We start from the raw sequence: 26375 nt of genomic DNA, 5'->3' as shown, positions 1-26375 counted from the left end.
GTCAGATCACTCCGTTCTCGCGCAGGCGGGCGACCGCCTCGCCGGTGACGCCGAGCTCGGCGAGCACGGCCTCGGTGTGTTCGCCCAGCTCCGGCCCGAGCGCGCGGGTCCGGCCGGGCCGCTCGGTCAAGGTGGGCACGATGCCGGGGAAGGTGATTTCGCCGTCGTGGCCGCGCACCCGGTGCCGCTCGTGCATGCCGCGGGCCTCGAAGTGCGGGTCCTTGGCGATGTCGGCGGCGGTCAGGATCGGTCCACACGGGACGGACGCCCCACGCAGCTCGGCTTCGGCGGCTTCCTGGCTCAGGGTGGTCGTCCACGCGCCGATCGCGTCGTCGAGCAGCTCCGCGTGCTCGACGCGGCCGGCGTTGTCGGCCAGTCGGGGGTCGCCGGCGAGGTCGTCGCGGCCGATGGCGTGCATGAGCCGCCGGAAGATCGCGTCGCCGTTGCCGCTGACCACGATGTACTTGCCGTCGGCGCAGCGGTAGGTGTTGGAGGGCGCCACGCCGGGCAGCGCGGAGCCGGCCGGGCCGCGCACGACGCCGAACGCTTCGAAGTCCGGGATCAGCGACTCCATCAGCGAATAGACGGCTTCGTACAGCGCGACGTCGACGACTTCGCCCGGGGTGGCGCCCGGCTCGCGGTCGCGCCGGAGCAGGCCCATCAGCGCACCGATCACCGCGTAGAGCCCGGCGACGGAGTCGGCGAGGCTGACCCCGACCCGCGTGGGCGGCCGGTCGGGGTAGCCGGTGAGCGCGCGCAGGCCGCCGATCGCTTCGGCGACGCCGCCGAAGCCGGGCCGGTCGCGGTAGGGGCCGGTCTGGCCGTACCCGGAGACGCGGACGACGACGAGCCGCGGGTTGAGCGCGCGGAGCTCGTCGGGACCGAGGCCCCAGCGTTCGAGGGTGCCGGGCCGGAAATTCTCCAGGAGGACGTCGCTGCGCGCCGCGAGCGCGCGGACGAGCTCCTGACCTTCGGGGCGGCGCAGGTCGACGGTCACCGAGCGCTTGTTGCGGCCGAGGGTGCGGAACAGCAGGGACGTGTCGCCGGCGTGCAGCCGCCAGCGCCGGAGCTCGTCCCCGGTGCCGGGGCGCTCAACTTTGACGACGTCGGCGCCGAAGTCGGCCAGGAGCCGGCCGGCGGTCGGCGCGGCGATGAAGTTCCCCAGTTCGACCACCCGGATGCCCGCCAGGGGTCCGGTTTGCTGACTCATGCCCGACTCCAAACCACGATGTGAGTTGTAAACCCAGAATACGGGCGAGTGTCGCGGAGTCAACAGCGCGGAGCGTGGATAGACTGTGCGGCACACCACGGGCACGGGGCGGGGCGATGGCAGAGGAAGAACGCAGCGGCACGACGCCGGTGCTGGTCCTGCGCAAGTTCAAGCAGATCCTCGAGTCGTTCACCATCGACGACTCCGAGCTGACGCTGCAGCAGATCACCCGCTCGACCGGGCTGCCGGCGAGCACCTGCCAGCGGCTGGTGCACAACCTGGTGCGCGAAGGCTTCCTCGACCGCTACGACGACACCTACCGCGTCGGGCTCGGCCTGGTCCGCTGGGCGGCGCCGGGCACGTTCGGTCTCGACCTGGTCCGGCTGACCCGGCCGGTGCTGCAGCAGCTGCGCGACGAAACGGGCGAGACGGCTTGCCTGTACGTCCGCGACGGCGCGTACCGGACGGTGATCTCGCTGGCCGAATCCCGGCACCCGGTGGTGCGCCTGTTCGTGGTCGGCATGGTGATGCCGCTGCACGCCGGTTCGGCCGGGAAGGTGTTCCTGGCCTGGGACAAGCTGGCGGTCAAGGACGCGATCGGACACGGCCTGGCGCGGTTCACGCCGCGGACGGTGGTCGACCTCGACCTGCTGTCGGAGCAGCTCGGGCAGATCCGCGACACGGGGTACGCGGTCAGCTTCGAGGAGCGCGACCTCGGCGCGGCGTCGCTCAGCGCCCCGGTGTTCGGCCTGAACGGCGAGGTCAGCGCGGCGATCGGGATCGGGGCGCCGACCCAGCGCATGACGCCGGCGGACGTGCCCCGGCTGGCGCCGATCGTGGTCGAGGCGGGCCGGCGTGCTTCGGAGCGGCTCGGGTACCGGCCGGGTGTCGAGCAGGTCGCCGGTCTCTGATCTTCCCGCGCCGGCTGTGTCCGGTTCGTGCCGGCTGCGCATGGTTGCCCGTTAACGTGACCCGACTCTTGCCTGTCTGTCCTTGACTCTGCGCGGCCGCCGTCACATTATGGGTCCGCCAACCACATAGTGGAGAAGTCAAAGGAGACGACGGATGGCGAACATCCCCGACGCCGCCGTGCCGGACACCGGCACGATCGCGGGCCGGCTCGACCGGCTGCCCATCACCCGCACGCACCGCCGGGCCACCGTCGCCGTCGGGCTCGGCCTGTTCTTCGACTTCTACGAGGTCTTCCTGACCGGCGTGCTCAGCTCGGTGCTCGTCGAGGAGTTCTCCCTCACGAAGGCGGAGCTGCCGCCGCTGCTGGCGTCGACGTTCGTCGGCATGTTCTTCGGCGCCCTGCTGCTCGGCCGGCTCGCCGACCGCTTCGGCCGCCGCGGCGCGTTCCTGCTCAACCTGGGGCTCTACTCGCTCTTCTCGCTGCTCGGCGCGTTCAGCGGCAGCGCGCTGATGCTGCTGGTGACGCGGTTCTTCGCCGGCATCGGCCTGGGCGCGGAGCCGCCGCTGGCCGACACCTACCTCACCGACCTGCTCCCGGCCCGCAAGCGCGGCCGGTTCATCGCCTGGGCCTACACGCTGGCCTTCTGCGGCTTCCCGGTCGTCGGGTTCCTCGCCCGCGGCCTGACCGAGCACGAGATCCTCGGCATCGCCGGCTGGCGCTGGCTGTTCGTGCTCGGCGCGCTCGGCGCGGGCGCGGTGTTCCTGCTGCGGCGGGGCCTGCCCGAGTCGCCGCGGTGGCTGGAGTCCGTCGGCCGCACCGAGGAGGCCGAGCACCTGGTGGCCGGGCTGGAAGCCGAAGCCCGCGGCGTCGTCGACGAGACGCCCGCCCCGCCGCGCGGCACCACCCGCAAGCGCGCCGCGGCGCCGGTGCGCGAACTGTTCGGCGCGGCCCTGCGCCGCCGGACCTGGATGATGGTCGTCTTCCACATCCTGCAGACGCTCGGCTACTACGGCTTCGGCACGCTCGTGCCGCTGGTGCTGGCCGCCAAGGGGTACGCCCTCTCGCAGTCGCTGCTGTTCGCCGCGCTGACCTACATCGGTTACCCGGTCGGCTCGGCGCTGTCGCTGCCGCTCGTGGAACGCTTCGAACGGAAGTACCTGGTGGTCGGCTCGGTGCTGGCGATGGCGGTGTTCGGCATCGCGTTCGGCTACTCCGGTTCGATGGCGCTGATCCTCGTGTTCGGCTTCCTCTACACCGCGACCAGCAACCTGTTCTCGAACGCCTACCACATCTACCAGGCCGAGATCTTCCCGACGACGCTGCGCTCGACGGCGTCGAGCGGCACCTACTCGCTTTCGCGCCTGGCGAGCGGCGCGATGCCGTTCGTGCTGGTGCCGCTGCTGAACTCGCACGGCCCGACGACGCTGTTCCTGGTCGTGGCCGGCGCGCTGGTGGTGGTTGCGGTGGACGTCGCGGTGCTCGGCCCGCGCACGACCGGCCGCCGGCTGGAGAGCGTCAACGACGAGGTCGCGCAGCCGCTTCGATGACCGCGACCGCCTCGCCGACCGGCAGCCGGGCGGTGTCGACGACGAGGCGGTCGCGGGCCCACGGCTCGTACTCGCGGCCGGCGATCTCCCGCCACGTCGGCGGGACGTGTCCCGGGATGCCGGTGTCGCGCGTTTCCGCGCGGCGCCGGTGTTCCGCCGGGGCCGAGCAGACGATCTCGGCTTCGAGCACCCGCGCGCCCTGACCGAGGCCGGTGTCCCGCCAGGCGTCGCGGGTGACGGCGAGGGGGTTGACGCACTCGGCGATCACGCTGACGCCGGTCCGGAGCAGGTCGGCGGCGACGTCGCGGGCGACGACGTACCCGACCGGCCCGAGCGGCTGCGTGAGCGCGGTGGCGCGGACGATGGCCTGTTCGATCGTGTCGACCCGCAGGAACGGGAAACCGGTGCGGCGGGCCAGTTCCGTGGCCACAGTGGTCTTCCCGGTGGCGGGCAGCCCGCCGACGACGATCAGCAGCGGAGGCACGCGGGCATGATCGCACGCCGCGGCCCACGCCGGGACTGCCGCATCGGAGGCGGCCAAGTCCCTCGATGCGGCACGCTCCCGCCCGTACTCGTCAGGACGCTTCGCGCTTGTGCGCCACCAGTTCGCGCCGCAACGTCGTCAGCGCCCGGTGCTGGGCGACCCGGACCGCTCCCGCGCTGCCCAGGCCCACCGCGGCCGCCGTCTCCTCCGCGCTCAGACCCAGGATGATCCGCAGCACCAGGATCTCCCGCTGGCGTGGCGGGAGCGTGTCGAGCAGCCCGGCCGACCAGTCCAGGCCCGCGGCGCGCTCGACCTCTTCGCCCGTCGGGTCCCCGCCCGTCCAGCGGTCGGCCGGGAGCTCGGCGACCGGGCTCGTGCGGTCGCGCGCCCGCCGGCGGTGGAAGTCGGACACCTTGTGCGCCGCGATGCCGAACACGAACGCCAGGAAGCTGTCGGCCTCGTAGCGGTAGCCCGGCAGCGCGCCGACGACCGCCAGGAGCACGTCCTGCGCGCAGTCCTCGGCGTCCGACGACCCTTCCTGCCACGTGCCGAGCCGGCCGAGGCAGTAGCGGAACACCAGCGGCCGCAGGGCACGCAGCACGCCCGCGATCGAGGCGCGGTTGCCGGTCATCGCGGACCGGACCAGCTCCGGATCGAGGGCGAACGTCGCCGGGGGAGCGGGTTCGCTCGCGGCGGACTGCGGCGGCATCGCGTTCCCCTCTCTCCTCGGCGACGGACGGTCACGACGGTAGGTCACACCGCGTGGCGGCCACACCGGCCGGGCGGCCGCCGCGGCCCGGGTCTTCCGGCCCTGGCGCGACCCCTCGCGGTGTGCCTGCCGGGCCGTCGCGGCGGGGCCGGGCCGAACGGCCCTACCGGCCGCCCCGGCCCAACGATCACGCTGGCCACCGGGGATTTTTCACAGGAGAAACACAGGGACGCGATGGTGGACGAAGTGGGCTTCGGGCTGCTGCTCGATCGGCAGCAGTGCCTTGCCCTGCTCCGGACGGCGAGCCTCGGCCGGGTGATCTTCACCCACCGGGCCATGCCGGCCGTGCGGCCGGTGCGCTTCACCGTCGTCGAGGAGGCCGTCGTGTTCGCCGTCCCCACCGGCAGTCCTCTCTACGCGGGCGCGCGCGACGCCGTCGTCGCGTTCGAGGCCGACGACTTCTCCGCCGACTTCGGCGCCGGCTGGTACGTCAGCGTCCTGGGCCGGGCCACCGAGTCCGCCGTCGACGACACCGAGGTCGCCTGCCTGTGCCCGTGCCCCCCGCTCGCCGGCCGCCGGTTCCTGCGGATCCCGGTCGAAGCGGTCACCGGCCACCGGATCGCCTGTCACGCCGAGTAACTCAGCGAAACCCGTAACAACGACGTTGCGCCGATCGACCCACCGGATGGACGAACCGGATTGGGCCGACGCGGGCAGCCGCCTGTGGCACCCTTGACGGCCCGGGGAGTCCTCCGGGAGACGGCGAGCCAACGGGGTCGACGGGGAAAGTGGCGGACGAAATCAGCATGCCGATGATCCTGGCCGCGGTGGCCGGGATCGCGCGGGAGCTGGAGATGCCGGCGTTGCTGGACCGCGCCGTGAAGACCGTGTGCGAGGTGGTCGGCGCCCGCCGCGGCCGGCTCGAGGTGACCGGTCCGGTGGGCGGCGTCGCCGAGTACGGGCGGCCCGGCGGCGCGGCCGCGGTCGAGCTGCCGGTGCGGGCCGGGGAGCGGACGCTCGGCACGTTCGCGGTCGAACCCGGGGACGGCGGCGAGTTCGGCCGCCGCGAGCGGGAGGTGCTGGGCGCGCTCACCGCGGCGACCGGGATGGCCGTCGAGAAGGCCGTGCTGGTCGACGGGATGCGCCGCCGCGAACGCTGGCTGGAAGCGTCCTACGACGTCACCCGCGCGCTGCTCGGCGCGCAGGACCTGCGGGCCACCCTGCGGCTGATCGCCGAACGCGCCCGCGTGGTGGCCGGGGGCACCGGGGGCGCGATCGCGCTGCCCGCCGGTCCGGGACAGCTGATCTTCGACGTCGTCGAGCCGCCGGGGGAGGACGCCGACCGGCTCACCGGGCTGACCGTCCCGACCGAAGGCACCGCCACCGGGATCGCGTTCACCACCCGCCGCCCGGTCGTCGTGCGCGACTACGGCGACCACGTGCAGGAGGAGCAGCGCGACCGCGCCGGGCCGATGCCGGCGATGATCAAGGACCTGGACTCGGCGATCTCGGTGCCGCTGCTGGTCGGCGACGAGACGCTGGGCGTGCTGGTCGTCGCGAAGTTCCGGGACAAGACGCCATTCACCGAGGCCGAAGTCCAGCTGGCCGAGACCTTCGCCGGGCACGCCGCGCTCGCCGTCGAGTTCTCCCGGGCGCAGGAGGTGCGCCAGCAGCTGGCGGTGTTCGAAGACCGCGACCGGATCGCCCGCGACCTGCACGACCTGGTCATCCAGCGGCTGTTCGCCACCGGGCTCGGGCTCGAGGGCGTCAGCCGGCTGATCGCCGACCAGGCCGTGGCCGGGCGCGTCGCTGGGTTCGCCCAGGATCTCGACGGCACGATCCGCGAGATCCGCAACAGCATCTTCTCGTTGCAGGCGCCCGCGCAGGCGCAGGGAAGCCTGCGCGGGGAGCTGCTGCGGGTGGCGGTCGACGCCCGGGACACGCTGGGCTTCGAGCCGCGCGTCGGCTTCGACGGGCCGCTCGACGCGGCCGTGCCGGACGCCGTCCGGTCCGACCTGATCGCGTCGCTGCGCGAGGCGCTGACGAACGTGGCGCGCCACGCCGGGGCGACGTCGTCTTCGGTCGACGTCACCGTCGACGGGCTCGGCCGGCGGCTGAACCTCGTGGTGCGCGACGACGGGACCGGGCCACCCGAGGGGCCCGGCCGGGTCAGCGGGCTCGCCAACCTGGCCGCCCGTGCGGCCCGGTGGGGCGGCGAGTGCGTGCTGGTGGCCGCCGAAGGGGGCGGTTCCCGGCTGGAGTGGACCGCGGAGCTGCCGGCCCGGACCGGCGAGCAGGGGAGTGGACGATGACGATCTCGGTGTTCCTGCTGGACGACCACGAGCTGGTCCGCACCGGCCTGAAGACCGTCTTCGAGTCCGAAGAGGACATCGAGGTGGTCGGCGAGGCGGGGACGGTGGCCGAGGCGCTGGTCCGGATCCCGCAGGCCCGCCCGGACGTGGCGATCCTCGACGTCCGGCTGCCCGACGGCCAGGGCGTGGAGGTGTGCCGGGAGATCCGCTCGACGGTCGAGCCGGCCCCGGCCTGCCTGATGCTGACGTCCTATTCGGACGACGACGCGCTCTTCGGCGCGATCATGGCGGGCGCGGCCGGGTACATGCTGAAGCAGGTCTCGGGCCGGTCGCTGGTCGACGCCGTCCGCACGGTCGCCGTCGGCGGCTCGCTGCTGGACGCGACGCTGACCGCGTCGGTGATGAACAAGCTCCGCGGCGAGACCGCGTCCTCGGCGCCGGACCCGCGGTACGAGCAGCTCAGCCCGCAGGAGCGGCGGGTGCTCGACCTGGTCGCCGAGGGCCTGACCAACCGGCAGATCGCGGAGCGGCTGTTCCTGGCGGAGAAGACGGTGAAGAACTACGTGTCGTCGGTGCTGCACAAGCTCGGGGTCGAGCGGCGCACCTCGGCGGCGGTGTACGTGTCGCAGCGACGCGCCGACGGCGGCCGTTCGACCTGATCACGCGCCCACTCGGCGGAAACCCGTGGCGCATCCGACGTATCTGGCCACGGATGGAGTACACCTGTCGGGGTGACGCACGGGGTTGCGTGCGCGGCAGAGGGGACGGCATGTCGGGGTTGTCGAGCGGGGACTATGTCACGCAGCAGATCAGGGCGCTGGCCAGAGCCGTGCGCCGGGAAGGCGCCGGCGGCGTGGGCACGCGCAGCTTCCAGCTGGCGGAGCACTTGGCGGCCGAGGGAGGTATCCACCGCGGCGACATCCTGACGGCCACGGCGACGCTGCTGGCGATGACGGCGTGGTGCGACGGCGAGGCCGAGGCGGCCTGCCGGTTCGCGGAGCTGGCCGGTGAGCACGACGAGGATTCGCGTGAGCTGGTCACCCATCTGCTGAGGCTGGAAGCGGGGGCCGACCAAGGCTGGCTGCCGCAGGAGCAGGTGGAGGCGTTGCTGGAGTACGCCCACCGCGCCCGCCGGGGCGACCTGGCGCTGAGGGTGCGCGCGATCGCCGGAACCCGGCGTGGGCGGCACCGCCGGGACAACTGACGACTCGGGTGTCGTGAGTGGGAAACAGTGATCTGACACTGTTTCCCACTCACGACCGGATAGCCGGCGCGGCTAGCTCGTGAGGGGACGCGCGGGATCCGCCAGGGCGTCCGGGTCCACCGTCCGTCCACTGCGGATCAGCTCGCGGACCGCGTCGAGGCCTTCGTCCCACTGGTTGACGTGCAGCCCGGCGACCACCTTGCCGCCCGTCAGCCAGAACGCGTGGAACGCCTCGTCGGTCCCGCGCCGCACCACGCGGTCGTACCCGCCGGGCGGGAACCAGCCCGTGAACTCCATGCCCACGTCGTACTGGTCCGAGAAGAAGTACGGCAGGTCGTCGTGGACCACCTCGCGGCCGAGCATCGACCGCGCCGCCGCCGGGCCGCCGTTCGTCGCCGCCGCCCAGTGCTCGACGCGGATGCGGCGGTCGTAGCCCGGGTGCCACGCGTTGGCGACGTCGCCCGCCGCGAACACGTCCGGGTCCTCCGTGCGCAGGGACGCGTCCACGCAGACGCCGTCGTCGACCGCCAGCCCGGCGTCGGCGGCCAGCTGCGTCTCCGGCCGCGCGCCGATCCCGACGACGACCACGTCGGCCGGGATGTCGCCCGCGTCCGTCCACACCGCCGTGACCGCGCTGTCGCCGGCGAAGCCCGTGACGCCGGTGCCGAGCCGCAGGTCCACGCCGTGCCGGCGGTGCAGGTTCGCGAAGTACTCGCCCAGCTCCGGCCCGAGCGTCGCGTGCAGGGGTGACGGGCTGGGCTCGACGATCGTCACCTCGCAGCCGTAGGTCCGTGCCGCGGCCGCGGTTTCCAGGCCGATCCAGCCGGCGCCGGCCACCACGACCCGCCCGCCCGCCGACAGCGCGTCGCGCAGCCGGTCCGCGTGCGCGAGCCGGCGCAGGTAGTGGACGCCCTTCAGGTCGTTGCCGGGCACGCGCAGCCGCCGCGGCGACGCCCCGGTCGCCAGCAGCAGCTTCGTGTAGCCGAGGCGTTCGCCGCCCGCCAGCTCGACCTCGTGGGCCACGCGGTCCAGCGCCGTGACGCGCCGGCCGGTCAGCACCTCGATGTTCTGGTCGGCGTACCACTTCTCGTCGTGGACGAAGACCGACGCGCGGTCTTCCTGGCCGAGCAGGTAGCCCTTCGACAGCGGCGGCCGCTCGTACGGCAGGTCCGGCTCCGCGCCGACGAGCACGACGCGTCCGGCGAACCCTTCCGCGCGCAGCGTTTCCGCGGCCTTCGCGCCGGTGAGCCCGGCGCCGACGATGACGTAGCTGTCCATCAGGCAGTCACCCCGGTCAGTGCGAAGAACTCCTGGCGCGTCTTGGGTTCCTCCCGCACCAGGCCGTGCAGGGAGGACGTCACGGTGAGCGCGCCGATCGCCCGCACCCCGCGCATCGACATGCAGAGGTGCTCGGCTTCGATCACGACGCCGACGCCCTTCGGCGCCAGGTGCTCCTGCAGCCAGTCGGCGACCTGCTTGGTCAGCCGTTCCTGCACCTGCAGGTCGCGGGCGAACATCTCGACGACGCGGGCGAGCTTCGACAGGCCGAGGATCCGCTCGCCGGGCAGGTAGCCCACGTGCGCGACGCCGCGGAAGGGCAGCAGGTGGTGCTCGCACAGCGACTGCACCGGGATGCTCTTCGCCAGTACGAGCTCGTCGTAGCCCTCGTCGTTCGGGAACGTCGTCAGCTGGAAGTCGCGCGGGCGCAGCATCTCGGCGTACGCGTTGGCCACCCGCCGCGGCGTGTCGCCCAGGTGCTCGGACGACGGGTCCTTGCCCAGCGCCCGCAGCAGGTCGGCGACCGCGCGTTCCGCCGCGTGCAGGTCCATGTCGTCGCGGTCGTGGACGACACCCAGGTGCCGCAGCGGCACCGGTTCGCGGACGGGATCGACGGTCACGGACGCCTCCTTCGGAAACCAGGACGAGCCGACGTTAGAAGCCCGCCGGGGTTTTCGTCAACGGTTGTGTGTTTTAGAGTGCTCGGATGCACAAGTCCCAGGCCGGCGCGCTGGCCGCGGTGGCGGCGCTGGACGAGCCGACGCGCCGCCGGCTGTACGAGCACGTCGCTCGGTGCCCGGAGCCGGTGAGCCGCGACGACGTCGCCTCGGCCCTCGGCGTGCCCCGGGCGACCGTCGTCTTCCACCTCGACCGGCTGGTGGAGGAGCGGCTCCTGGAGGTCGAGTACGAGCGTCGCAGCGGCCGCACCGGGCCGGGCGCGGGCCGCCCGGCCAAGCTCTACCGCCGCTCGGACCGGCAGGTGAGCGTCTCGGTGCCCGAGCGGCACTACGAGCTGGCCGGCGAGCTCCTCGCGTCCGCGATCGAAGAGGCCGACGAGACCGGCGGCCCGGCCCGGGAGATCCTGGGGCGGCGGGCCCGCGACCACGGTGCCGGGCTGGCCGCCGGCGTCCCGGACGTCGTCGTCACGCTCGAGGAGCACGGGTTCGAGCCGCGCGTCGAGGGCGACGGCGTGCTGCTCGGCAACTGCCCGTTCCAGCGGCTGGCCCGGACACACCCGCGGCTGGTATGCGAGATGAGCCTCGGGCTGGTCCAAGGCATGCTCGACGGCGCGGGCGAGGGCCGCCTGCGCGCCTGCCTGGACCCGCAGCCCGGCTTCTGCTGCGTGCGCCTCGCGCCCGCCTGATCAGCCGCGCCGGGCCAGGTGCCCGGCGAGCGCGTCGTGGTAGGCGAACAACGCGGGGACACCGCCGCTGTGCAGCACGACGACGCGGTGGCCGGCGGTCCAGCGCCCGGCCGCGTGGTCGGCGAGGAACCCGGCGAAGGTCTTCCCGCTGTAGACGGGGTCGAGCAGGACGGCCTCGGTGCGGGCCAGCAGCAGGATCGCGTCGAGGCACTCTTCGGTCGGGTCGCCGTACTCGCGCCCGACGAATTCGTCGCGGATCTCGGCCTCCGGCGGCTCGCCATCGAACCCGAGCAGCTCGGTCAGCTCCGCCCACCAGTGGCGGTACTCGGCCTGGCAGCCCGCGCGGGCCTGGTTGACGCTGATGCCGATGATCGGGCAGCCGAAGCCTTGGTCCCGCAAGGAAAGCGTCAGCGCGGTGAAGATCCCGCCGGTGCCGAACGGCAGGTAGACGGCGTCCGGCCGCTCGCCGGTTTCCCGCAGCTGCGCGGCGAGTTCGAGCCCGGCGCGCACGTAGCCGAGGCAGCTGTGCGGCGTGGTGCCGCTGATCGGCACGGCGTACGGGCGGCGTCCCGCGGCGCGCAGCTCGTCGCACACCGCGCGGACGTGGTCGTCGAGGGCCCAGTGGTCCTCGACGTCGACCACCCGGACGTCGGCGCCGAGCAGCCGCACGGTGAGCAGGTTGCCCTGGAACTCGGCGTAGGCGTCCCGGCTGAGCACGACGGTGCAGTCCATCCCGAGCCGGCGCGCGGCCGCGGTGGTGAGGCGGGCGTGGTTGCTCTGCATCGACCCGCACGTCACGACGACGTCCGCGGCGGCGGCGCGGGCCCGCGCCAGTTCGTACTCGAGCTTGCGGGGCTTGTCGCCGCCGAGCGCGAGCCCGGTGAGGTCGTCGCGTTTGAGCAGGACGCGGGGGCCGAGCCGCTCGCCGAGGCGGGTCAGGACGTCGAGCGGGGTGGGGGTGCGGGCGAGGTGCTCGCGCGGGAAGGTCTCGAGCCGGGCGGCGAGGTCCACGGGCGGTTCCTTTCTAGCGCGGGAGGAACGGGAGGACGAAGAGGAACGCGCCGAAGACGACGAGGGCCGCGGAGGCGACGCGGTGGAGGTGGCGGCCGCCGAGTTTTCCGGCCAGCCGCGTGCCGAGCAGGGTGCCGGCCCCGGCCAGCACACCCAGGACGCTGCCGAGTCCGAAGTGGACGGCGCCCTGCGCCGCGTAGCCGAGCGTCGCGAACCCCACCAGCGGGAGCTGGATCAGCTGCCCGGCCGCGATGGTCGTCAACGCCGGCACGCCGAGCGCCAGCAGCACCGGGACGAGCAGTACCGGCCCGCCCGTGCCGGTCAGCGCCGAGCCGAACCCGACGGCCACGCCGACCGCGACGGCGGCGGGCGCGGGCAGCTCGCGCGCCTCGCGGGGCCGCGCCCAGAGGTTGAAGGCGCCGGAGCCGGCGGTCACCACGGCCAGGAACAGCCAGAGCGCCGTCGCCGGGATGACGCCGTTCACCAGGGCGCCGGCCGCCGCGGCCGGGGCCGCGCCGAGGGTGAGCCAGCCGCCGAAGCGCCACGGCATCGCCTGGTGGCGCGCGTAGGCGAGGGTGCCGACGATCCCGGTGAACAGGAAGCACCAGCTGCTGGTGCCCGCCGCCGCGTGGATGTCGAGCCCGGCGAGCCAGGTGAGCGCGGGCGGCAGGAGGACGCCGCCGATGCCGATCGTCCCGATGAAGACGCCGACCGGCACCGCCAGCAGCAGGACGGCTAACACGGTTCGAAGTGCTCGCGAAGCCGGTGCAGCCGGCGAAGCTGCGACGGGGGGAGACCGGGGCAAGCGGCGGCATTGTCCACAGCGGACAGCAGATGTCGCCGGGAGACGGCGGCCGCTGCTCGGCCGTCACCGCGGGCCAGCGCGGCCACGATCTCGCGGTGGTCTTCGGTCCAGCGTCGCGGCGTGTCGCCGGCCCACGCCGTCGCCTGCGTCTCCCGCCAGAGCGGCCCGGACGCCCGTTCGAGCAGCGTGCGGACCTGCTCGCGCAGGTCCGGGTTCCGGCAGACGCCGGCCATCGCGGCGTGCAGCCGGTGGTCGGTGTCGGCCGGGATCGCGTCGCCGGCGGTGACCAGGGCCATCCCGGCGACGGCGTCGTGCGCCTGGTCGAGCGCCACCGGGTCCGGGTCGGCGGCGGCGAGGGCCAGCACGGCCGGTTCGAGGACCAGCCGGGCCTCGAGAAGATCGACTACCTCTGCGAAGGTCCGTGCGGCGCGGACGTGCCGGGCCGCGCCGGGAACGGGTGAGCCGCCGAGCACGACCGTGCCGCGCCGGCGCCGCGGCTCGACGTACCCGGCGAACTGGAGCGCGCTCAGGGCCTCGCGCACCGAAGGCCGGCTGACCGCGAACTCGCGGGCCAGCTCCAGCTCGGTGGGCAGGATGGTGCCGGCGGGCCAGCGTCCGTCGTCGAAGCGCGACCGCATCTCGGCGGCGATCCGCAGCCCGGCGGTGGTCTCCATGTCGCCAACGCTAGCACGATATGTAAGACATATCGGCCACCGATGTCGGACAAGACAAGCGCCCCAAGGCCACCTTGGGTGCGTCAGACGCACCCAAGGGGCCCTTCGGTGCGTTGAACGCACCGAAGGCCACATTGGGGCGCTGGCCGGTGGCCAACAAGCGGAACCGACCTGCCGTGAGGGGCACCTTCAGGGACTTGAGGTCCCTGAAGGTGCCCCTCACGGCATGGGCATTATTTGGCCGGGACCTCGCCGAGGTGACCGGCGACCCTGGTCGTGATCGCGCTCGCGCCGAGCTCCGTGCCCGGCTTGATCCACGGCTCGTCCGGCTCCGCGCCCGCCACCTGGCGCTCGCCGATGAACTGGCCGGTGACCGGGTCGATGATCAGCTGCCGGATCTCGTGCCGGTCGTCGAGGCCGAGGGCGACGCCGGTGCGGCCGTCGAGGTTCGCCTCCGCGGCCAGCACCGTCATGCCCGGGATCTTCGCCAGCGCCCGGTACCACTGCGCGCGCAGCGCGGCCGGCATCTGCCCGGCCCGCAGGATCTCGGTGCCGAAGTGGAACATCGCCGACGGCGTCGAGCCGCGGCCCTTCGTCAGGCTCTGCAGCTTCGCGTACAGCGCGGCCGGGTCGTGCGGCAGCGTCGCGTAGAACGCGGGACTGTCCCAGTCCGCCGGGTCGTCGCACTTCTTGGGCGGCTTGGCCTTCGGGAAGAAGTCGCCGCAGCGGCCCTGCCACTGGCCCTGGTCGGTGTCGGTGATCTCCGGCTCGGGTGCCTGGGCCTGCGGCATCGAGCCGCCCAGGAACTTCCCGGTGGTCAGGATCTTCCGGTTCTCCTGCCAGACGTCGTGGGCGTCGGCCGGGATCCAGCGGTCGACCTGCTGCTCCCAGAGGTAGGTGTAGCCGGTCGCTTCGCCGGTGTGGACACCGCGCCCGACCCACGTGTGCTCGCCGACGTACCGGAACTGTCCCGGGCCGACGGGCTGGTCGACCGCGCCGACCGTGAGGTCCGCCGCCCGGTTCAGCACCTGCACCGCCGACATCAGCTTGATGTCCGGCCAGTTCGCGGTCGGGTTCGCGCTCGGCGAGGGAAGCCGGCCCGCGGCCGTCGGCCCGGCGGTGGGCCCGGACGAACCCGTCTGGACGACGACGACCGTCACCGCGACCACCCCGGCCACCGCGGCGGCGATCGGCAGGGCGAACCGGCGGGCCCGCCGCGGCCGCAGCGGGACGACGGTCGCGCCGGTCTCCAGCTCGGCCATCAGCTTCGCGCGCGCCGCGGACAGGTCGGCCGGCGCCGTGCGGGCGTCGCGGTGGAGCAGCTCGAGGGTTTCGTCGAGCTCATGCATGGGGGTTCTCCTCGGTGGGGACGAGCAGGGCCTGGAGGCGGTGGCGGACGCGGTGCAGTCGTGAGCGCACCGTGCTGGCGGGCACGCCGAGCGCCTCGGCGACTTCGGCCGGTTCGAGCCCGGCCCAGGACGTGAGCAGCAGGACGTCGCGGTCCTGTTCGGACAGCCCGGCGAGCTCGCCGGCGAGGACACGCAGGCGCGCGGCCGCGTCGACCCGGCCGGCCACCACGGCGTCGTGGCTCTCGGCGGGACGGTCCTCGGCGCCGGCCTTCGCGCTCAGCTGGAAGCCGCGGACCTCCTGGCGCACGTGGTTGCGCAGCAGGTTGGTCGCGATCCCGTAGAGCCAGCCGCGGATGGGCGCCTTCTCCGGGTCGTAGCTGGCGCGTCTTCGCAGCGCGACGACGAACGTCTCCGCCACGAGGTCGTCGGCGGCGTGCACGCCCACCCGGCCCGCGAGGTAGCCGCGCAGGGGATGGGCGTACTCGTCGAAGAGCCGCGAGAAGACCTCTTTCGGATCTCGCGCGGCGAGGTCGGGCCGGTCGAGCCGTTCCACGATTCTGGTCACGCTACTGGTTGTCGCGACCCGCCGCCCGCGTCCCCGACCGCCCGGCCGGGTGAGACGCAGGCCACATCCGGGCCTCATCGGCGAACACCACCGGGGTCTGTGGACAAGAGCCGGTATGCAACGGGGAAACGCGATGCTGCTGGCCGGGACGTGCGCCGGCGCGGTGGCGGCGATGCTCGTCGTGGCCGCGGCGGTCCGGCCGCCGGGTCCCGCCGAGGCGGCCGGACCACCGCACGCGGCCGTGCCGTCGCTCACGACGAGCGTCGCCACGACGGCGACTTCGGCACCGCCGGCGACCTCGGCGAAGGCGCCGCCGGTACCCGATGGCGCCTCGCTGGCGAAGCTCGTGCCCGGCAAGGTCAGCGTGCTGGTCTACGACCGCAAGAACGACCGGGACGTCGTCTCGTACCGTCCGGACACGACCTACACCTCCGCGTCGCTGGTCAAGCTATTCATCGCCTTCGAAGCCCTGCGGCAGGGCGAGCCCGCCGGCGAAGTCGCCGAGATGCTGTCGCGCAGTGACGACGACGTCGCGAGCCGGCTCTGGATGCAGCTGGGCGGGCCGAAGATCGTGTCATCGTGGGCGGCGCGGACCGGCCTGAAGTCGACGACCCCGCCCCCCGACGCCGGGCACTGGGGCAGCACCCTCGTCACCGCCGCCGACCTCGTCCGCACCTACCGGTACCTGATGGACGAGGCCCCTGCCGGCACCCGGCAGGTCGTCCTGCGCGCCCTCGACGGCGCCACCGAACACGGCGCGGACGGCTTCGACCAGTTCTTCGGCATCCCGGGCGCGGTCACCGCCACCGACTGGGCGGTGAAGCAGGGCTGGTCGTGCTGCGACCCGGGCCGCAATCTGCACACGAGCGGGCTCGTCGCCGGGCGCCGCTACATCGTCGTCGTCCTCACCGCCCAGTCCGCCGCCACCTCTTGGGCGACGGCCACCCAGCGCGTCACGGCGGTCGTGAAAGCGCTCTCCGGTCCGCTCGGCTGGGCCTGACGCGCCCGGCGTCCGCCGATGGCGGCGCGTTCGGCGGTACGGTCTCGTGGGTGGGGGCACAGCACGAGGTGGAGGGGGCCAGGGTGGTGGACCGGGCGAAGCCGGGGGAGCAGGTCAGGACGTCGTCCCCGGGGCCGCGGCAGCCCAGCCTGGCCGACGTCGCCGGCATGGCCGGGGTGTCGCACATGACCGTCTCGCGCGTGGTCAACGAGAGCGGGCCGGTGCGCCCGGAGACCCGCGAGCGGGTCCTCGCCGCGGTGCACCGGCTCGGGTACCGGCCCAACACCGCCGCGCGGACGCTGGTCACCGGCCGGTCGGGCACCCTCGGCGTGGTCGCGCTGGAGTCGAACCTCTACGGGCCGGCGAGCACCCTGTACGGCATCGAGAACGCGGCGCGCGAAGCCGGGTACGGCGTCGCGATCTGCAGCGTCACGCGGCCGGGCCGGACGTCCATCGGCGACGCGGTGGAGAGCCTGCGCCGCCAGTCGGTCGAGGGGATCATCGTCATCGCGCCGCACGTCACGGCCGGCCGGGCCCTGGCGGCGGTGCCCGCGGACATCCCGGTGGTGGCCGTCGGCGGCGGGGAGTCGGCGCCGGTGCCGGTGCTCTCGGTCGACCAGTACGACGGCGCCCGCCGCGCGACCGAGCACCTCCTCGCGCTCGGTCACCGGACGGTCTGGCACGTCGCCGGCCCGGAGGACTGGCTGGAGGCCCGCGACCGCGAACGCGGCTGGCGCGAGACCCTGGAGCGGCGCGGCCTGCGGGTGCCGGCGGTCGTGCGCGGCGACTGGAGCCCACGGTCCGGGTACGAAGCGGGCCGGGCGCTCGTCGGCAAGCGCGGCCTGAAGGCGGTGTTCTCGGCCAACGACCAGATGGCGCTGGGCCTGCTGCGCGCGTTCACCGAGGCGGGGATCCGGGTGCCGGAGGACGTCCACGTCGCCGGCTTCGACGACGTCCCCGAGGCCGCGTACTTCAACCCCCCGCTGACGACGGTCCGCCAGGACTTCATCGAGGTGGGCCGGCGGACGTTCGGGCTCCTGGAAGACCGGATGGCCGGCGGCGACGTCGGTGCGCGGCACCTCGTGCCGGCCGAGCTGATCGTGCGGGAGAGCACCGGCCCACGCTGACCCGACGTCGGAACTGATCCATCTCGGTGTTGCATCTTGACCACTTCTGTGTGATCGGCGAAGGATCGTGTTCGGTTCTGGTCCCCGCCGTCCCGGAGGTCCCTCGTGCGTGCCGTCATCCGGACTCTGCTCGTCGCCGTGCTCGCCCTGGCCGGGATCACCGTTCCGGCGGCGTCGGCCGCACCCGCACCCGCCGCGAAGGCCGCGCACACGGTGACTTACGACGGCTACTCGTTCCTGGTCGACGGGAACCGGACCTACCTGTGGTCGGGGGAGTTCCACTCCTACCGCCTCCCGAGCCCCGACCTCTGGCTCGACATCTTCCAGAAGATGAAGGCGGCCGGCTTCAATTCGACGTCGCTGTACTTCGACTGGGGCTACCACTCGTCGCGCCAGGGTGTCTACGACTTCACCGGCGTCCGCGACCTCGACAAGCTCCTCGACATGGCGCAGCAGGCCGGGCTGTACGTCATCGCGCGGCCCGGGCCCTACATCAACGCCGAGGTCGACGGCGGCGGCTTCCCGACCTGGCTCTCCACCACCCCCGGTCACACCCGCAGCGCCGACCCCGTCTACCTGAAGTACTCCGACGAGTGGCAGGCGCAGATCGACCGGATCATCGCGCGCCACCAGCTGACCAACGGCACCGGCAGCGTGCTCGCCTACCAGGTCGAGAACGAGTACTACAACGGCGACGCCGACGGCCGCGCCTACATGAAGCACCTCGAGGACAAGGCCCGCGCCGACGGCATCACGGTTCCCTTGGTGGGCAACAACAACGGGACCTTCAATGCCGGTGACGGCGCACTGGACGTCGATGCCGCCGACTCCTACCCGCAGGGCTTCGACTGCTCCAACCCGACGCGGTGGAACGGCGTGCCGGACATCAGCTACGACCACGTCCCCGGCAAGCCACTGATCACCGCCGAGTTCCAGGGCGGCGCCTTCGACCCGTGGGGTGGCCCGGGCTACGAGAAGTGCGCGCAGCTGATCAACGACCAGTTCGCGAACGTCTTCTACAAGCAGAACATCGCCGTGGGCGCGACCGGCCAGAGCTTCTACATGCTGCACGGCGGCACGTCGTGGGGCTGGAGCGCGATCCCGCAGAACTACACCTCCTACGACTACGGCGCCGCGATCACCGAAGGGCGCCAGTTCGACCCGAAGTACAACGAAGACAAGCTGATCGGCTACTTCACCCAGTCCGTCGCCCCGCTTACGAAGACCGACGGCCTCGCGAGCGCGCCGCTCACCGCCCCGGCCCTCACCGACACCGCCCGGATCAACCCGGACACCCGCACGCAGTTACACACCCTGCGGCACACCGATTCGACGTCCACCGCCACGAACACCACCAGCCTCGCGCTGGACCTCGCGGCGCACGCCGGCTACACCTACGACGACCGCGCCGCCGAGGCCGCCTACACCGGTACCTGGAGCCACGTCGGACCGGAGGTGAACTACACCGGCGGCGACTACCAGCACACCGAGTCGTTCTCGGAGGTCACCGGCGACAGCGTGAGCATCCCCTTCACCGGCACCGGGATCCGCTGGGTGACGTCGAAGGACCCGAGCCACGGCATCGCCGACGTCTACCTCGACGACGCGAAGGTCAGCACTGTCGACCTCTACGCGACGAGCAAGCAGAACCAGGTCACCGGCTACGAGGTGCGCGGCCTCCCCGCCGGGGCGCACACGCTGAAGATCGTCGTCACCGGGCAGAAGAACACGAACGCGACCGGGCCGTTCGTCGTGGTGGACGCTGTCGACCTGCTCTCGGGCAGCACCGACTACTACCCGGTCGTCCCGCAGCAGCCCGGCACCGGCCTCACTCTGAACGGTCGCCAGTCCAAGATCGTCGTCGCCGGGTACGACCTCGGCCGGACGCGGATGCAGTACTCGACGTCGGAGATCATGACGAGCGCGGCCATCGGCGGCCGCGACGTCGCGGTCTTCTACGGGGACAAGGGCGGCCCCGGTGAGACCGTCCTGCGGTTCGCGAAGCAGCCGTCCGTGCAGGTCCTCGACGGGAGCGCGACGTCCACTTGGGACGCCGCCCGCGGTGACCTGCGGCTGAACTACACCCACGACGGCCTGACCCGGGTGCTCGTCACCGCACCGGGACAACGGCCGCTGCTCCTGCTGCTCGCCGACAAGGCGACGGCGGCGACCTTCTGGCGTCAGGACACCGCGGCGGGCCCGGTGCTGGTCCGCGGCACGCACCTGGTGCGGACCGCGGCCGACGACCACGGCACCCTGAACCTGACCGGCGACATCGGCACCGACGGCGCGTTCGAGGTCTTCGCCGCGGAGAAGTCGGTGTCGTGGAACGGATCCCGGACCGCGACCAAGCCGACGCCGAGTGGCAGCCTCAGCGGCGCCGCGCCGACCGCGAAGGCCGTCACGCTGCCCGCGCTGACCGGCTGGAAGCACCAGCAGGAGTCACCGGAGAGCCAGCCGGGCTTCGACGACTCGGCTTGGCCGGTGGCCGACAAGGACACCACCAACAGCTCGACGGCGCTCGGCACGAAACCGGTCCTCTTCGCCGACGACTACGGCTTCCACACCGGCAACACCTGGTACCGCGGCCGGTTCACCGGCGACGGGAAACAGACCGGGATCTCGCTGTCGAGCCAGAGCGGCGGGCCGGCCGGCGCGTTCTCGGCGTGGCTCAACGGCGTCTTCCTCGGCAGCTCGACGGATCCGCAGCACACGTTCCCCTTCCCGGCCGGTGCCCTGCGCCCGGGAGAGAACGAGATCTCCGTGCTGACCGTGAACATGGGCCACGAAGAGGACTACGGGGCGAACAACGGCAACAAGGCCGCGCGCGGGCTCATTTCCGCCCGGCTGACCGGGGCCCCGCTGACGTCGGTGACCTGGCGGCTGCAGGGCGTCCGCGGCGGTGAGACCGGCCTCGACCCGGTCCGCGGCCCGCTCAACACCGGCGGGCTGTACGGCGAGCGCGCGGGCTGGTCGCTGCCCGGCTTCCCGGACGCGCGCTGGACGTCGACGTCGTTGCCCGCCAAGGACACGACGCCGGGGGTGTCGTGGTACCGGACGACGGCGGAGCTGGATCTGCCGCGCGGCCAGGACACCTCACTCGGCCTGTCGATCACCGACGACCCCGGACGGCAGTACCGGGCGCTGCTCTTCGTCAACGGCTGGCAGCTCGGCCAGTACGTCAACTACCTCGGGCCGCAGCACAGCTTCCCGATCCCGAACGGGGTCCTGAACCCCAACGGCCACAACACGATTGCCGTCGCCGTCTGGAACCTCGACGGCAGCACCGGCGGTCTGGGCAAGATCGCGTGGACGAACTACGGCAGCTACCGCTCGCCGCTGACGGTTCGCCCCGACCCGGCGCCCGGCTTCGACCCCGGGCGGTACGCGATGCCGCCGGCGCCGTCCACCACGGTGTCGTTGACCGCGCCCGACACGGCGTCGGGCGGGCAGCGGTTCACCGCCTCGGCGACCGTGCGGGTGGCCGCGGGCGCGCCCCCGGCGTTCGACGTGAAGCCGGTGCTGACCGCGCCGGCCGGGTGGACGGTCGGGGCGGCGGCCCCGCCTTCGGTGGCGCGGATCGACGGCGGCCGGTCGGCGACGTTCACCTGGCCCGTCACTGCTCCCTCCACAGTGGACACGGCCGCGCTGAAGGTGGCGGTGGCGTACCGGCAGGCCGGGCGGCCGGGGTCGGCGTCCGGCGAGCGGATCGTCGGCGCGGTGCCCCCGGCGCCACCCGCGGGCGAGGTGGCGGTGAGCTCGCTGCCGTTCCTGACGGCGACGAACGGCTGGGGCCCGGTCGAGCGCGACACGAGCAACGGCGAAGCGAACGCGGGCGACGGCAAGCCGATGACCATCGGCGGGGTGGCGTACGCGAAGGGCCTGGGCGTGCACGCGGCGAGCGACGTCCAGCTCTACCTGGCCGGCGCCTGCACGCGGTTGACGGCTTCGGCCGGCGTCGACGGCGAGACGGGCACCGGCGGCAGCGTGAGCTTCAGCGTCTCGGTGGACGGCGCGACCCGGGTGACGACGCCGGTGGTCCGCGGCGGCCAGGCGGCGGTCCCGATCGACGTCGACGTCACCGGGGCCCAGGTCCTGGACCTCCTGGTCGCCGACGGCGGCGACGGGAACGGCAACGACCACGCGGACTGGGCGCTTTCGACGCTGACCTGCGCTACGCCGCCTGCCGGGTGATCTCGGGCAGCGGCCGGAGGAAGAAGGTGGCGCGAACCTCCCGCCGTTCGCGCCACAGGTGGTACAGCGCCAGGCCGAAGATGATCGACCCGATCACGTTGGCGACGAAGTGCCACCAGACGCGGTAGGTCGTCAGCCCGATGCCCGGGTCGATCAGGCCGAAGAACGTCGACAGGCCATGGCGCGCGAGCCGGACGCCACCGACACCGTGAGGACCAGGTGCTCGAGCCCGTGCAGGCCCTGCATCCAGACGCCCATCTTCGCCCAGCGGTGCGCGCGGGTGCCCAGCGCCCGCCGCGTGATCACCATGACCCCGGCGAGCCCGGCCAGGAAGATGAAGTTGCCGGTGAGGTGCAGCAGTTCCATCCCGAACGTCGGCCGGTTCGGCAGGAGCATCTGCAGGCCGTTCGCGAGCCCGGTGCCCCACGGCGTCATCCACGCCGGGGAGTTCGGGTGCCCGAGCCAGTAGCCGACCTGCGCGATGTGCTCCTGGACGTGCCCGAGCTGCCCGAGCACGCCGACACCGATCACCGCGACCGAGCCGCGGTACACCCACGGCCGCACCGGGCCCCGGTTCGCGTACGCGAGCACGCCGACCGCCGTCCACATAGCCAGCGCCCAGAGCACGAGCAGCGTCGCCCCCGCGACGTCCCAGCCCGGCATCGACGACATCGGCATGTCCATGATCGTCTCCCGTCTCGTCCGGTCGAGACTATCCGGGAGCCGGGCCGCGGAACGTCTTCCGGAATGCCTGGAAAACGTTACAGGACAACGTGTTTCGGTCAGGAGAGGACAAGTCGGACGGCCAGGGCGGTGATCACCGCGCTCGACGCGAGCGCCGTCACCAACCGGCCGCGGGGTCCGGTGAGGACGCGTCCGAGCAGGGCCCCGCCGCCGGCCAGGAGGGCTTGCCAGCTCGCCGAAGCCGCGAACGCGGCGAGCACGAACACACCTTGTTCGGCCACCGAGACCGCGGTACCGGCGCGGTCGCCGACGACCAGGGCGGTGAAGTAGACGACCGTGGTCGGGTTCACCAGCGTGATGCCGAGCAGGCTGACGTAGGCGCGGCCGGGCGCGAGCGGGGTCACGGGCCGGGCGGTGGCGTCGCGGTGGGAGCGCAGCGCCAGGACGGCGCCGCGGACCGCCAGCACGACCAGGACCCCGGCCGACAGCAGCCGCAACGGCCCGGCGACCGGCGTGACGACGCCCGCGATCGCGGCGCCGCCGAGCACCGCCACCAGTGCGTACGCGCCGTCGGCCGTGGCGACGCCGAGCGCCGCGGCCAGGCCGGTCCGCAGGGACGTGCGGGCGGTGAGTGCGACGAGGTAGGTCGCGACGGCGCCGACCGGGATCGCGATGCCGTAGCCGGCCAGCAGGCCGGCGAGGAGCGCGCCGGTCACGGCGCTGGGGTGATCGACCTCCGCGGGCGGCACGGCTGCTGCTGAGCCGGCGCGGTGGTCGCGGCGACGGTCGGCAGGAGCGGGGTGCGGGAGGAGGTCATGCGCAGAGGGTGTCGCCGGCGGGGCCGGGCCGGCAACCGGTTTTTCCAGCCGGTGCGGGCCGGGCAGCTGTGCTTGAATCGGCCGGAGGAGCGCCCGACGCGAGAAAGGGTTTTCACGATGCGGGTCGACCTGAGCGGGAAGACGGCCCTGGTCACCGGGTCCACCCAGGGCATCGGCTCGGCGATCGCGGCGGGGCTCGCGGCCGCCGGCGCGCGGGTCGCGATCAACGGCCGGAGCGAAACCGGGGTTTTGAAGGCGATCGCACGCCTGAAGGAAGACCTGCCGGAGGCCGACCTGGTGCCGGCCCCGGGCGACGTCTCGGACGAGGCCGGCGCGGCGCAGGTCGTCGAAGAGGTGCCCGACGCCGACATCCTCGTCAACAACCTCGGCATCTTCGGCGCCCAGGAGCCCCTCGAGATCACCGATGCCGACTGGCGGCGCTACTTCGAGGTCAACGTCCTGGCCGCGGTGCGGCTCACCCGCGCGTACCTGCCCGGCATGACCGAGCGCGGCTGGGGCCGGATCCAGTACATCGCCAGCGATTCGGCGATCGTGATCCCGGCCGAGATGATCCACTACGGGGTGTCGAAGACGGCGCTGCTCGGGGTCTCGCGCGGGTTCGCCAAGCACGCGGCCGGCACCGGGGTCACGGTCAACGCCGTGATCGCGGGCCCGACGCACACCGGTGGCGTCGAGGACTTCGTCTACGAGCTGGTGGACAAGGACCTGCCGTGGGACGAGGCCCAGCGCGAGTTCATGAAGAAGCACCGGCCGCAGTCGCTGCTGCAGCGCCTGATCGAGCCCGAGGAGATCGCGAACCTGGTGGTGTACCTGAGTTCCCCGTTCGCCTCGGCGACGACGGGCGCGGCCGTGCGTGTCGACGGCGGGTACGTCGACTCGATCGTGCCCTGAGTCCCGCTCCCGCCCGGAAGCACGGGGGAACCTCTGGCGGGAACGGGAGTTGTGAAGCCGGTACGGGGGCCGCCTCGCGGCGGAAGGCACGACACGGCTCCTGCGTTACCGGTATTCCGTGAAGGCAAGGGGTGAGGCCCGGGGGCACCGCCGTACCGACAATGGGTACAACGCCTCGGCCGCACCGGTGTTCCCGCGGCCGGGGTGACGTGCGTCGCCCCGGCCGCGGGAACCCTCAGGGCGTGACCGGGATGTTCGTCAGTCCCGAAGTCGCGTTCGTGACCGTGTTCGACGCGTACACCACGTTCGGGTTCGCCGCGCACTTCGACACCGAGCTGATCTTGATCGCGTAGGCGCCGACACCGCCGAGGTCGGACTTGTTGCCGCGCCACACGTTGCCGCAGCCGTTGTCGAACGACGGGGACGTGCTCGTGTTGTGGTTCTCGTAGCCGTTGGCGAATGTTCCCGGTGCGGCGAACGTGCCGGTGTTGTTCTCGATCGTGTAGCCGATGCCCTTCACGTCGATCCAGGAATCCGCCGAGTTCTCGCCGGAGATGCCGCGGCCGTCGAAGGTGTTGCCGCGGATCAGGCCGTTGACCGTGCCTTCCTTGACGTCGATCGGCTCGGCCGCGATGAACGGGCCGATGTGGTTGTCCAGCACCTGGATCCGGTCGCCGCGGTCGACTCCGCCGGAATTGCCGTGGCAGGCCCAGTTCGAGTTGGCCGAGCCGAGGTAGACGCCTTCGCCGTAGCCGGGCTGCACCAGCCCGGTGTAGGTGATCGTCGAGTTCTTCAGCACGCTGTCGGCCGACGAGCGGCGGAAGTGGACCGCCTCCTCGTCGACGTGGTTGACGTTCACGCCGTCGATCGTCGTGTGCGGCGAGCTGTCGACGACGATGCCCTTCTTGGACTCCTGCACGGTGAAGCCGGTCAGGTTCCAGTACGGCGCGCCGGAGAGCCACAGGCCGTAGCCCGAGTCCCAGCCCGCGGTCGGCGCCGGGCAGTCGGGGGCGTCGCCGGACGGGCCGTCGTTGATCAGGACGGCGTTCGCCGGGCCGGACAGCGTGATCGGCTTCGCCGCGGTGCCGGCCTTCGTCGTGACGAACGAGCCGCGGTAGGTGCCGGCCGCGAGCTTGATCGCCTTGCCCGGCGCCGCGTTCGCCAGGGCCGCCTGCAGCTGGGCGGCCGTCGAGACGGTCACCGAGTCCCCGGCAGGCGGGGGAGTCGTGGTCGTCGTGGGCGGAGGCGTCGTGGTGGTGGTCGGCGTCGTCGTGACCGGGCCGCCGCCTTCGCACGGGAAGCCGTTCACCGTGCAGGCCGAGGGCAACCCGGACCCGGCGACGTTGAAACCGAAGTCCGCGGTGGCGCCGGGCTTGACCGTGCCGTTGAAGCCCGCGTTCGTGAACTTGTAGTGCTGGCCGGTCTGCGTCTTCACCGAGCTCCAGGAGCCGCTCACCGACGTGCCGGCGGGCAGGTCGAACTCGACGGTCCAGCCGGTGGCGGGCGCGTCGCCGCGGTTGGCGATCGTGTAGCCGGCGCCGTAGCCCCCGGTCCAGACCGAGGTCTTCGCGAACGTGGCGGCCAGGTTCGCCGCCGCGGCCTGCGCGGTGACCGCGCCGGTCAGTGCGAGCGCGGCCGAGATCGTGGCGGCGCCGAGGAGAACGGCACGACGGCTTCGTGGGGACACCAAGGACCTCCGGGGAAAGGGGACTGCGGAGGTGTTGCGGCGTACACCCGGACTCCCTTTATAGGTCACGGATGTGACGTGCGTCAATGAGCTGAACGGGCATCATGCATGTGAACAGCGCGGGCGCGTGACACTTTCCGGTGACCCGGAGGTGAACCCGGTCCGGACGGGGAATCTCGTTCAGCACAAACCCCTGGCATACAGGGAATCGGCGGAAGGAGAGCACGATGAAGACCCGAATCGCCTCCTGGGTGGCGGCTGCTGCGCTCACGGTTTCCGCGGTGGTCGCCGCGGCCGCTCCGGCGTCGGCCGACCCGGTCCCGGGCAATGCGAACCAGTTCTACGCCTACTGCTCGGTCGACCTGCTCGGCGTGCCGCTGGCGTGCACCGAGACCGACGCGGCGCACTCGTCGCACATCTGCCAGTACGTCGTCACCGGCGTGGGTCTCGGCCTCGACTGCATCCTGCGCTGACCCGCGAGTTGCCCGAAAGTACCCGATGGTCCGGACCATCGGGTACTCGTCGGAAA

26 protein-coding genes are annotated in these 26375 nt (G+C 72.7%); 12 read left to right on the top strand and 14 right to left on the bottom strand.

The genetic code is table 11. The annotated features are described in order from the left end of the window. Nucleotide 1: 1 nt before the first annotated feature. Nucleotides 2-1210: a CaiB/BaiF CoA-transferase family protein gene (locus tag AB0C38_RS17150; protein WP_360673538.1), complete on the bottom strand. Its 1209-nt coding sequence runs from the start codon at nucleotides 1208-1210 to the stop codon at nucleotides 2-4. 116 nt (nucleotides 1211-1326) lie between these two features. On the opposite strand from AB0C38_RS17150, the gene AB0C38_RS17145 reads away from it, so the two are divergent. Together AB0C38_RS17145 and AB0C38_RS17140 are read left to right on the top strand one after the other, a co-directional pair. Further along, nucleotides 1327-2121, top strand: a complete 795-nt coding sequence (locus AB0C38_RS17145; RefSeq protein ID WP_360673535.1) for an IclR family transcriptional regulator — start codon at nucleotides 1327-1329, stop codon at nucleotides 2119-2121. A 154-nt stretch (nucleotides 2122-2275) separates the two neighbouring features. Beyond that, nucleotides 2276-3670 (top strand): MFS transporter, encoded by a 1395-nt coding sequence (locus AB0C38_RS17140; protein ID WP_360673533.1) that lies wholly within the window; start codon nucleotides 2276-2278, stop codon nucleotides 3668-3670. Here the strand turns inward: AB0C38_RS17140 and AB0C38_RS17135 are convergent. Then, nucleotides 3639-4154: an AAA family ATPase gene (locus tag AB0C38_RS17135; RefSeq protein WP_360673530.1), complete on the bottom strand. Its 516-nt coding sequence runs from the start codon at nucleotides 4152-4154 to the stop codon at nucleotides 3639-3641. The genes AB0C38_RS17140 and AB0C38_RS17135 overlap by 32 nt on opposite strands. A gap of 91 nt (nucleotides 4155-4245) precedes the next feature. Beyond that, nucleotides 4246-4863 (bottom strand): sigma-70 family RNA polymerase sigma factor, encoded by a 618-nt coding sequence (locus AB0C38_RS17130; protein WP_360673526.1) that lies wholly within the window; start codon nucleotides 4861-4863, stop codon nucleotides 4246-4248. 234 nt (nucleotides 4864-5097) lie between these two features. Between AB0C38_RS17130 and AB0C38_RS17125 the strand changes: the two genes are divergently transcribed. The 4 genes from AB0C38_RS17125 (at nucleotide 5098) to AB0C38_RS17110 (ending at nucleotide 8379) form a co-directional block, all read left to right on the top strand. Next, nucleotides 5098-5502: a pyridoxamine 5'-phosphate oxidase family protein gene (locus AB0C38_RS17125; RefSeq protein ID WP_360673523.1), complete on the top strand. Its 405-nt coding sequence runs from the start codon at nucleotides 5098-5100 to the stop codon at nucleotides 5500-5502. Nucleotides 5503-5669: 167 nt separating this feature from the next. After that, nucleotides 5670-7175 (top strand): GAF domain-containing protein, encoded by a 1506-nt coding sequence (locus tag AB0C38_RS17120; protein ID WP_360674145.1) that lies wholly within the window; start codon nucleotides 5670-5672, stop codon nucleotides 7173-7175. Next, complete coding sequence (locus AB0C38_RS17115; protein WP_360673520.1) at nucleotides 7172-7834, top strand: response regulator transcription factor; 663 nt, start codon at nucleotides 7172-7174, stop codon at nucleotides 7832-7834. The genes AB0C38_RS17120 and AB0C38_RS17115 overlap by 4 nt, the downstream gene beginning before the upstream one ends. A gap of 110 nt (nucleotides 7835-7944) precedes the next feature. Continuing rightward, nucleotides 7945-8379, top strand: a complete 435-nt coding sequence (locus AB0C38_RS17110) for a hypothetical protein (RefSeq protein WP_360673517.1) — start codon at nucleotides 7945-7947, stop codon at nucleotides 8377-8379. Nucleotides 8380-8451: 72 nt separating this feature from the next. On the opposite strand, the gene AB0C38_RS17105 is transcribed toward AB0C38_RS17110, so the two are convergent. Next, a complete protein-coding gene (locus AB0C38_RS17105; protein ID WP_360673514.1) occupies nucleotides 8452-9657 on the bottom strand; it encodes an FAD-dependent oxidoreductase in 1206 nt (401 codons plus the stop codon). Continuing rightward, complete coding sequence (gene folE / locus AB0C38_RS17100) at nucleotides 9657-10277, bottom strand: GTP cyclohydrolase I FolE (protein WP_360673512.1); 621 nt, start codon at nucleotides 10275-10277, stop codon at nucleotides 9657-9659. Before folE ends, AB0C38_RS17105 begins: the two co-directional genes overlap by 1 nt. A gap of 86 nt (nucleotides 10278-10363) precedes the next feature. Here folE and AB0C38_RS17095 point away from each other — a divergent pair, with 86 nt between their 5' ends. Further along, on the top strand, nucleotides 10364-11020 hold the full coding sequence (locus tag AB0C38_RS17095) for a helix-turn-helix domain-containing protein (protein ID WP_360673509.1): 657 nt from the start codon (nucleotides 10364-10366) through the stop codon (nucleotides 11018-11020). Here AB0C38_RS17095 and AB0C38_RS17090 read toward each other — a convergent pair whose 3' ends face one another. From AB0C38_RS17090 to AB0C38_RS17070, 5 genes are all read right to left on the bottom strand, one after another. Continuing rightward, nucleotides 11021-12031, bottom strand: a complete 1011-nt coding sequence (locus AB0C38_RS17090) for a D-cysteine desulfhydrase family protein (protein ID WP_360673507.1) — start codon at nucleotides 12029-12031, stop codon at nucleotides 11021-11023. A 13-nt stretch (nucleotides 12032-12044) separates the two neighbouring features. Continuing rightward, nucleotides 12045-12773: a sulfite exporter TauE/SafE family protein gene (locus AB0C38_RS17085; RefSeq protein WP_360673504.1), complete on the bottom strand. Its 729-nt coding sequence runs from the start codon at nucleotides 12771-12773 to the stop codon at nucleotides 12045-12047. Further along, entirely contained in the window at nucleotides 12767-13510 is a 744-nt protein-coding gene (locus tag AB0C38_RS17080) for an FCD domain-containing protein (protein ID WP_360673501.1), read from the bottom strand. Before AB0C38_RS17080 ends, AB0C38_RS17085 begins: the two co-directional genes overlap by 7 nt. A 233-nt stretch (nucleotides 13511-13743) precedes the next feature. Then, complete coding sequence (locus tag AB0C38_RS17075) at nucleotides 13744-14859, bottom strand: CU044_5270 family protein (RefSeq protein ID WP_360673498.1); 1116 nt, start codon at nucleotides 14857-14859, stop codon at nucleotides 13744-13746. Then, nucleotides 14852-15424, bottom strand: a complete 573-nt coding sequence (locus AB0C38_RS17070) for an RNA polymerase sigma factor (protein WP_360673495.1) — start codon at nucleotides 15422-15424, stop codon at nucleotides 14852-14854. Before AB0C38_RS17070 ends, AB0C38_RS17075 begins: the two co-directional genes overlap by 8 nt. 115 nt (nucleotides 15425-15539) lie before the next feature. On the opposite strand from AB0C38_RS17070, the gene AB0C38_RS17065 reads away from it, so the two are divergent. The 3 genes from AB0C38_RS17065 (at nucleotide 15540) to AB0C38_RS17055 (ending at nucleotide 21745) form a co-directional block, all read left to right on the top strand. Then, on the top strand, nucleotides 15540-16424 hold the full coding sequence (locus AB0C38_RS17065) for a hypothetical protein (protein ID WP_360673492.1): 885 nt from the start codon (nucleotides 15540-15542) through the stop codon (nucleotides 16422-16424). A gap of 83 nt (nucleotides 16425-16507) precedes the next feature. Continuing rightward, a complete protein-coding gene (locus tag AB0C38_RS17060) occupies nucleotides 16508-17551 on the top strand; it encodes a LacI family DNA-binding transcriptional regulator (RefSeq protein ID WP_360674142.1) in 1044 nt (347 codons plus the stop codon). Between the two features lie 105 nt (nucleotides 17552-17656). After that, entirely contained in the window at nucleotides 17657-21745 is a 4089-nt protein-coding gene (locus AB0C38_RS17055; protein WP_360673490.1) for a beta-galactosidase, read from the top strand. Here AB0C38_RS17055 and AB0C38_RS17050 read toward each other — a convergent pair. The 3 genes from AB0C38_RS17050 to AB0C38_RS17040 all read right to left on the bottom strand — a co-directional run bounded on the left by AB0C38_RS17050 (nucleotide 21726) and on the right by AB0C38_RS17040 (nucleotide 23145). Continuing rightward, nucleotides 21726-21881, bottom strand: a complete 156-nt coding sequence (locus tag AB0C38_RS17050; RefSeq protein WP_360674139.1) for a DUF6008 family protein — start codon at nucleotides 21879-21881, stop codon at nucleotides 21726-21728. The two genes, AB0C38_RS17055 and AB0C38_RS17050, sit on opposite strands and share 20 nt — an antisense overlap. A 17-nt stretch (nucleotides 21882-21898) precedes the next feature. Further along, nucleotides 21899-22429 carry a DUF6008 family protein gene (locus AB0C38_RS17045; protein ID WP_360673487.1) on the bottom strand — a complete coding sequence of 177 codons (531 nt, stop codon included), beginning with the start codon at nucleotides 22427-22429 and terminating at the stop codon, nucleotides 21899-21901. A gap of 98 nt (nucleotides 22430-22527) precedes the next feature. Beyond that, nucleotides 22528-23145, bottom strand: coding sequence for a LysE family transporter (locus tag AB0C38_RS17040; RefSeq protein ID WP_360673484.1), 618 nt, complete (start codon nucleotides 23143-23145; stop codon nucleotides 22528-22530). Between the two features lie 219 nt (nucleotides 23146-23364). On the opposite strand from AB0C38_RS17040, the gene AB0C38_RS17035 reads away from it, so the two are divergent. Further along, nucleotides 23365-24159: an SDR family oxidoreductase gene (locus AB0C38_RS17035; RefSeq protein WP_360673481.1), complete on the top strand. Its 795-nt coding sequence runs from the start codon at nucleotides 23365-23367 to the stop codon at nucleotides 24157-24159. Nucleotides 24160-24394: 235 nt separating this feature from the next. Here the strand turns inward: AB0C38_RS17035 and AB0C38_RS17030 are convergent, their stop codons facing one another. Then, nucleotides 24395-25846 carry a cellulose binding domain-containing protein gene (locus AB0C38_RS17030; RefSeq protein ID WP_360673478.1) on the bottom strand — a complete coding sequence of 484 codons (1452 nt, stop codon included), beginning with the start codon at nucleotides 25844-25846 and terminating at the stop codon, nucleotides 24395-24397. Nucleotides 25847-26073: 227 nt separating this feature from the next. Here AB0C38_RS17030 and AB0C38_RS17025 point away from each other — a divergent pair, with 227 nt between their 5' ends. Next, nucleotides 26074-26319, top strand: a complete 246-nt coding sequence (locus AB0C38_RS17025) for a hypothetical protein (protein WP_360673476.1) — start codon at nucleotides 26074-26076, stop codon at nucleotides 26317-26319. The last annotated feature ends 56 nt before the right edge of the window (nucleotides 26320-26375 follow it).

Origin of the sequence: Amycolatopsis sp. NPDC048633, assembly GCF_040650695.1 — a bacterium.
Lineage (GTDB): Bacteria > Actinomycetota > Actinomycetes > Mycobacteriales > Pseudonocardiaceae > Amycolatopsis.
Note: the sequence above shows the minus strand (reverse complement) of the source record. Positions and strands in the feature narration are given on the sequence as shown.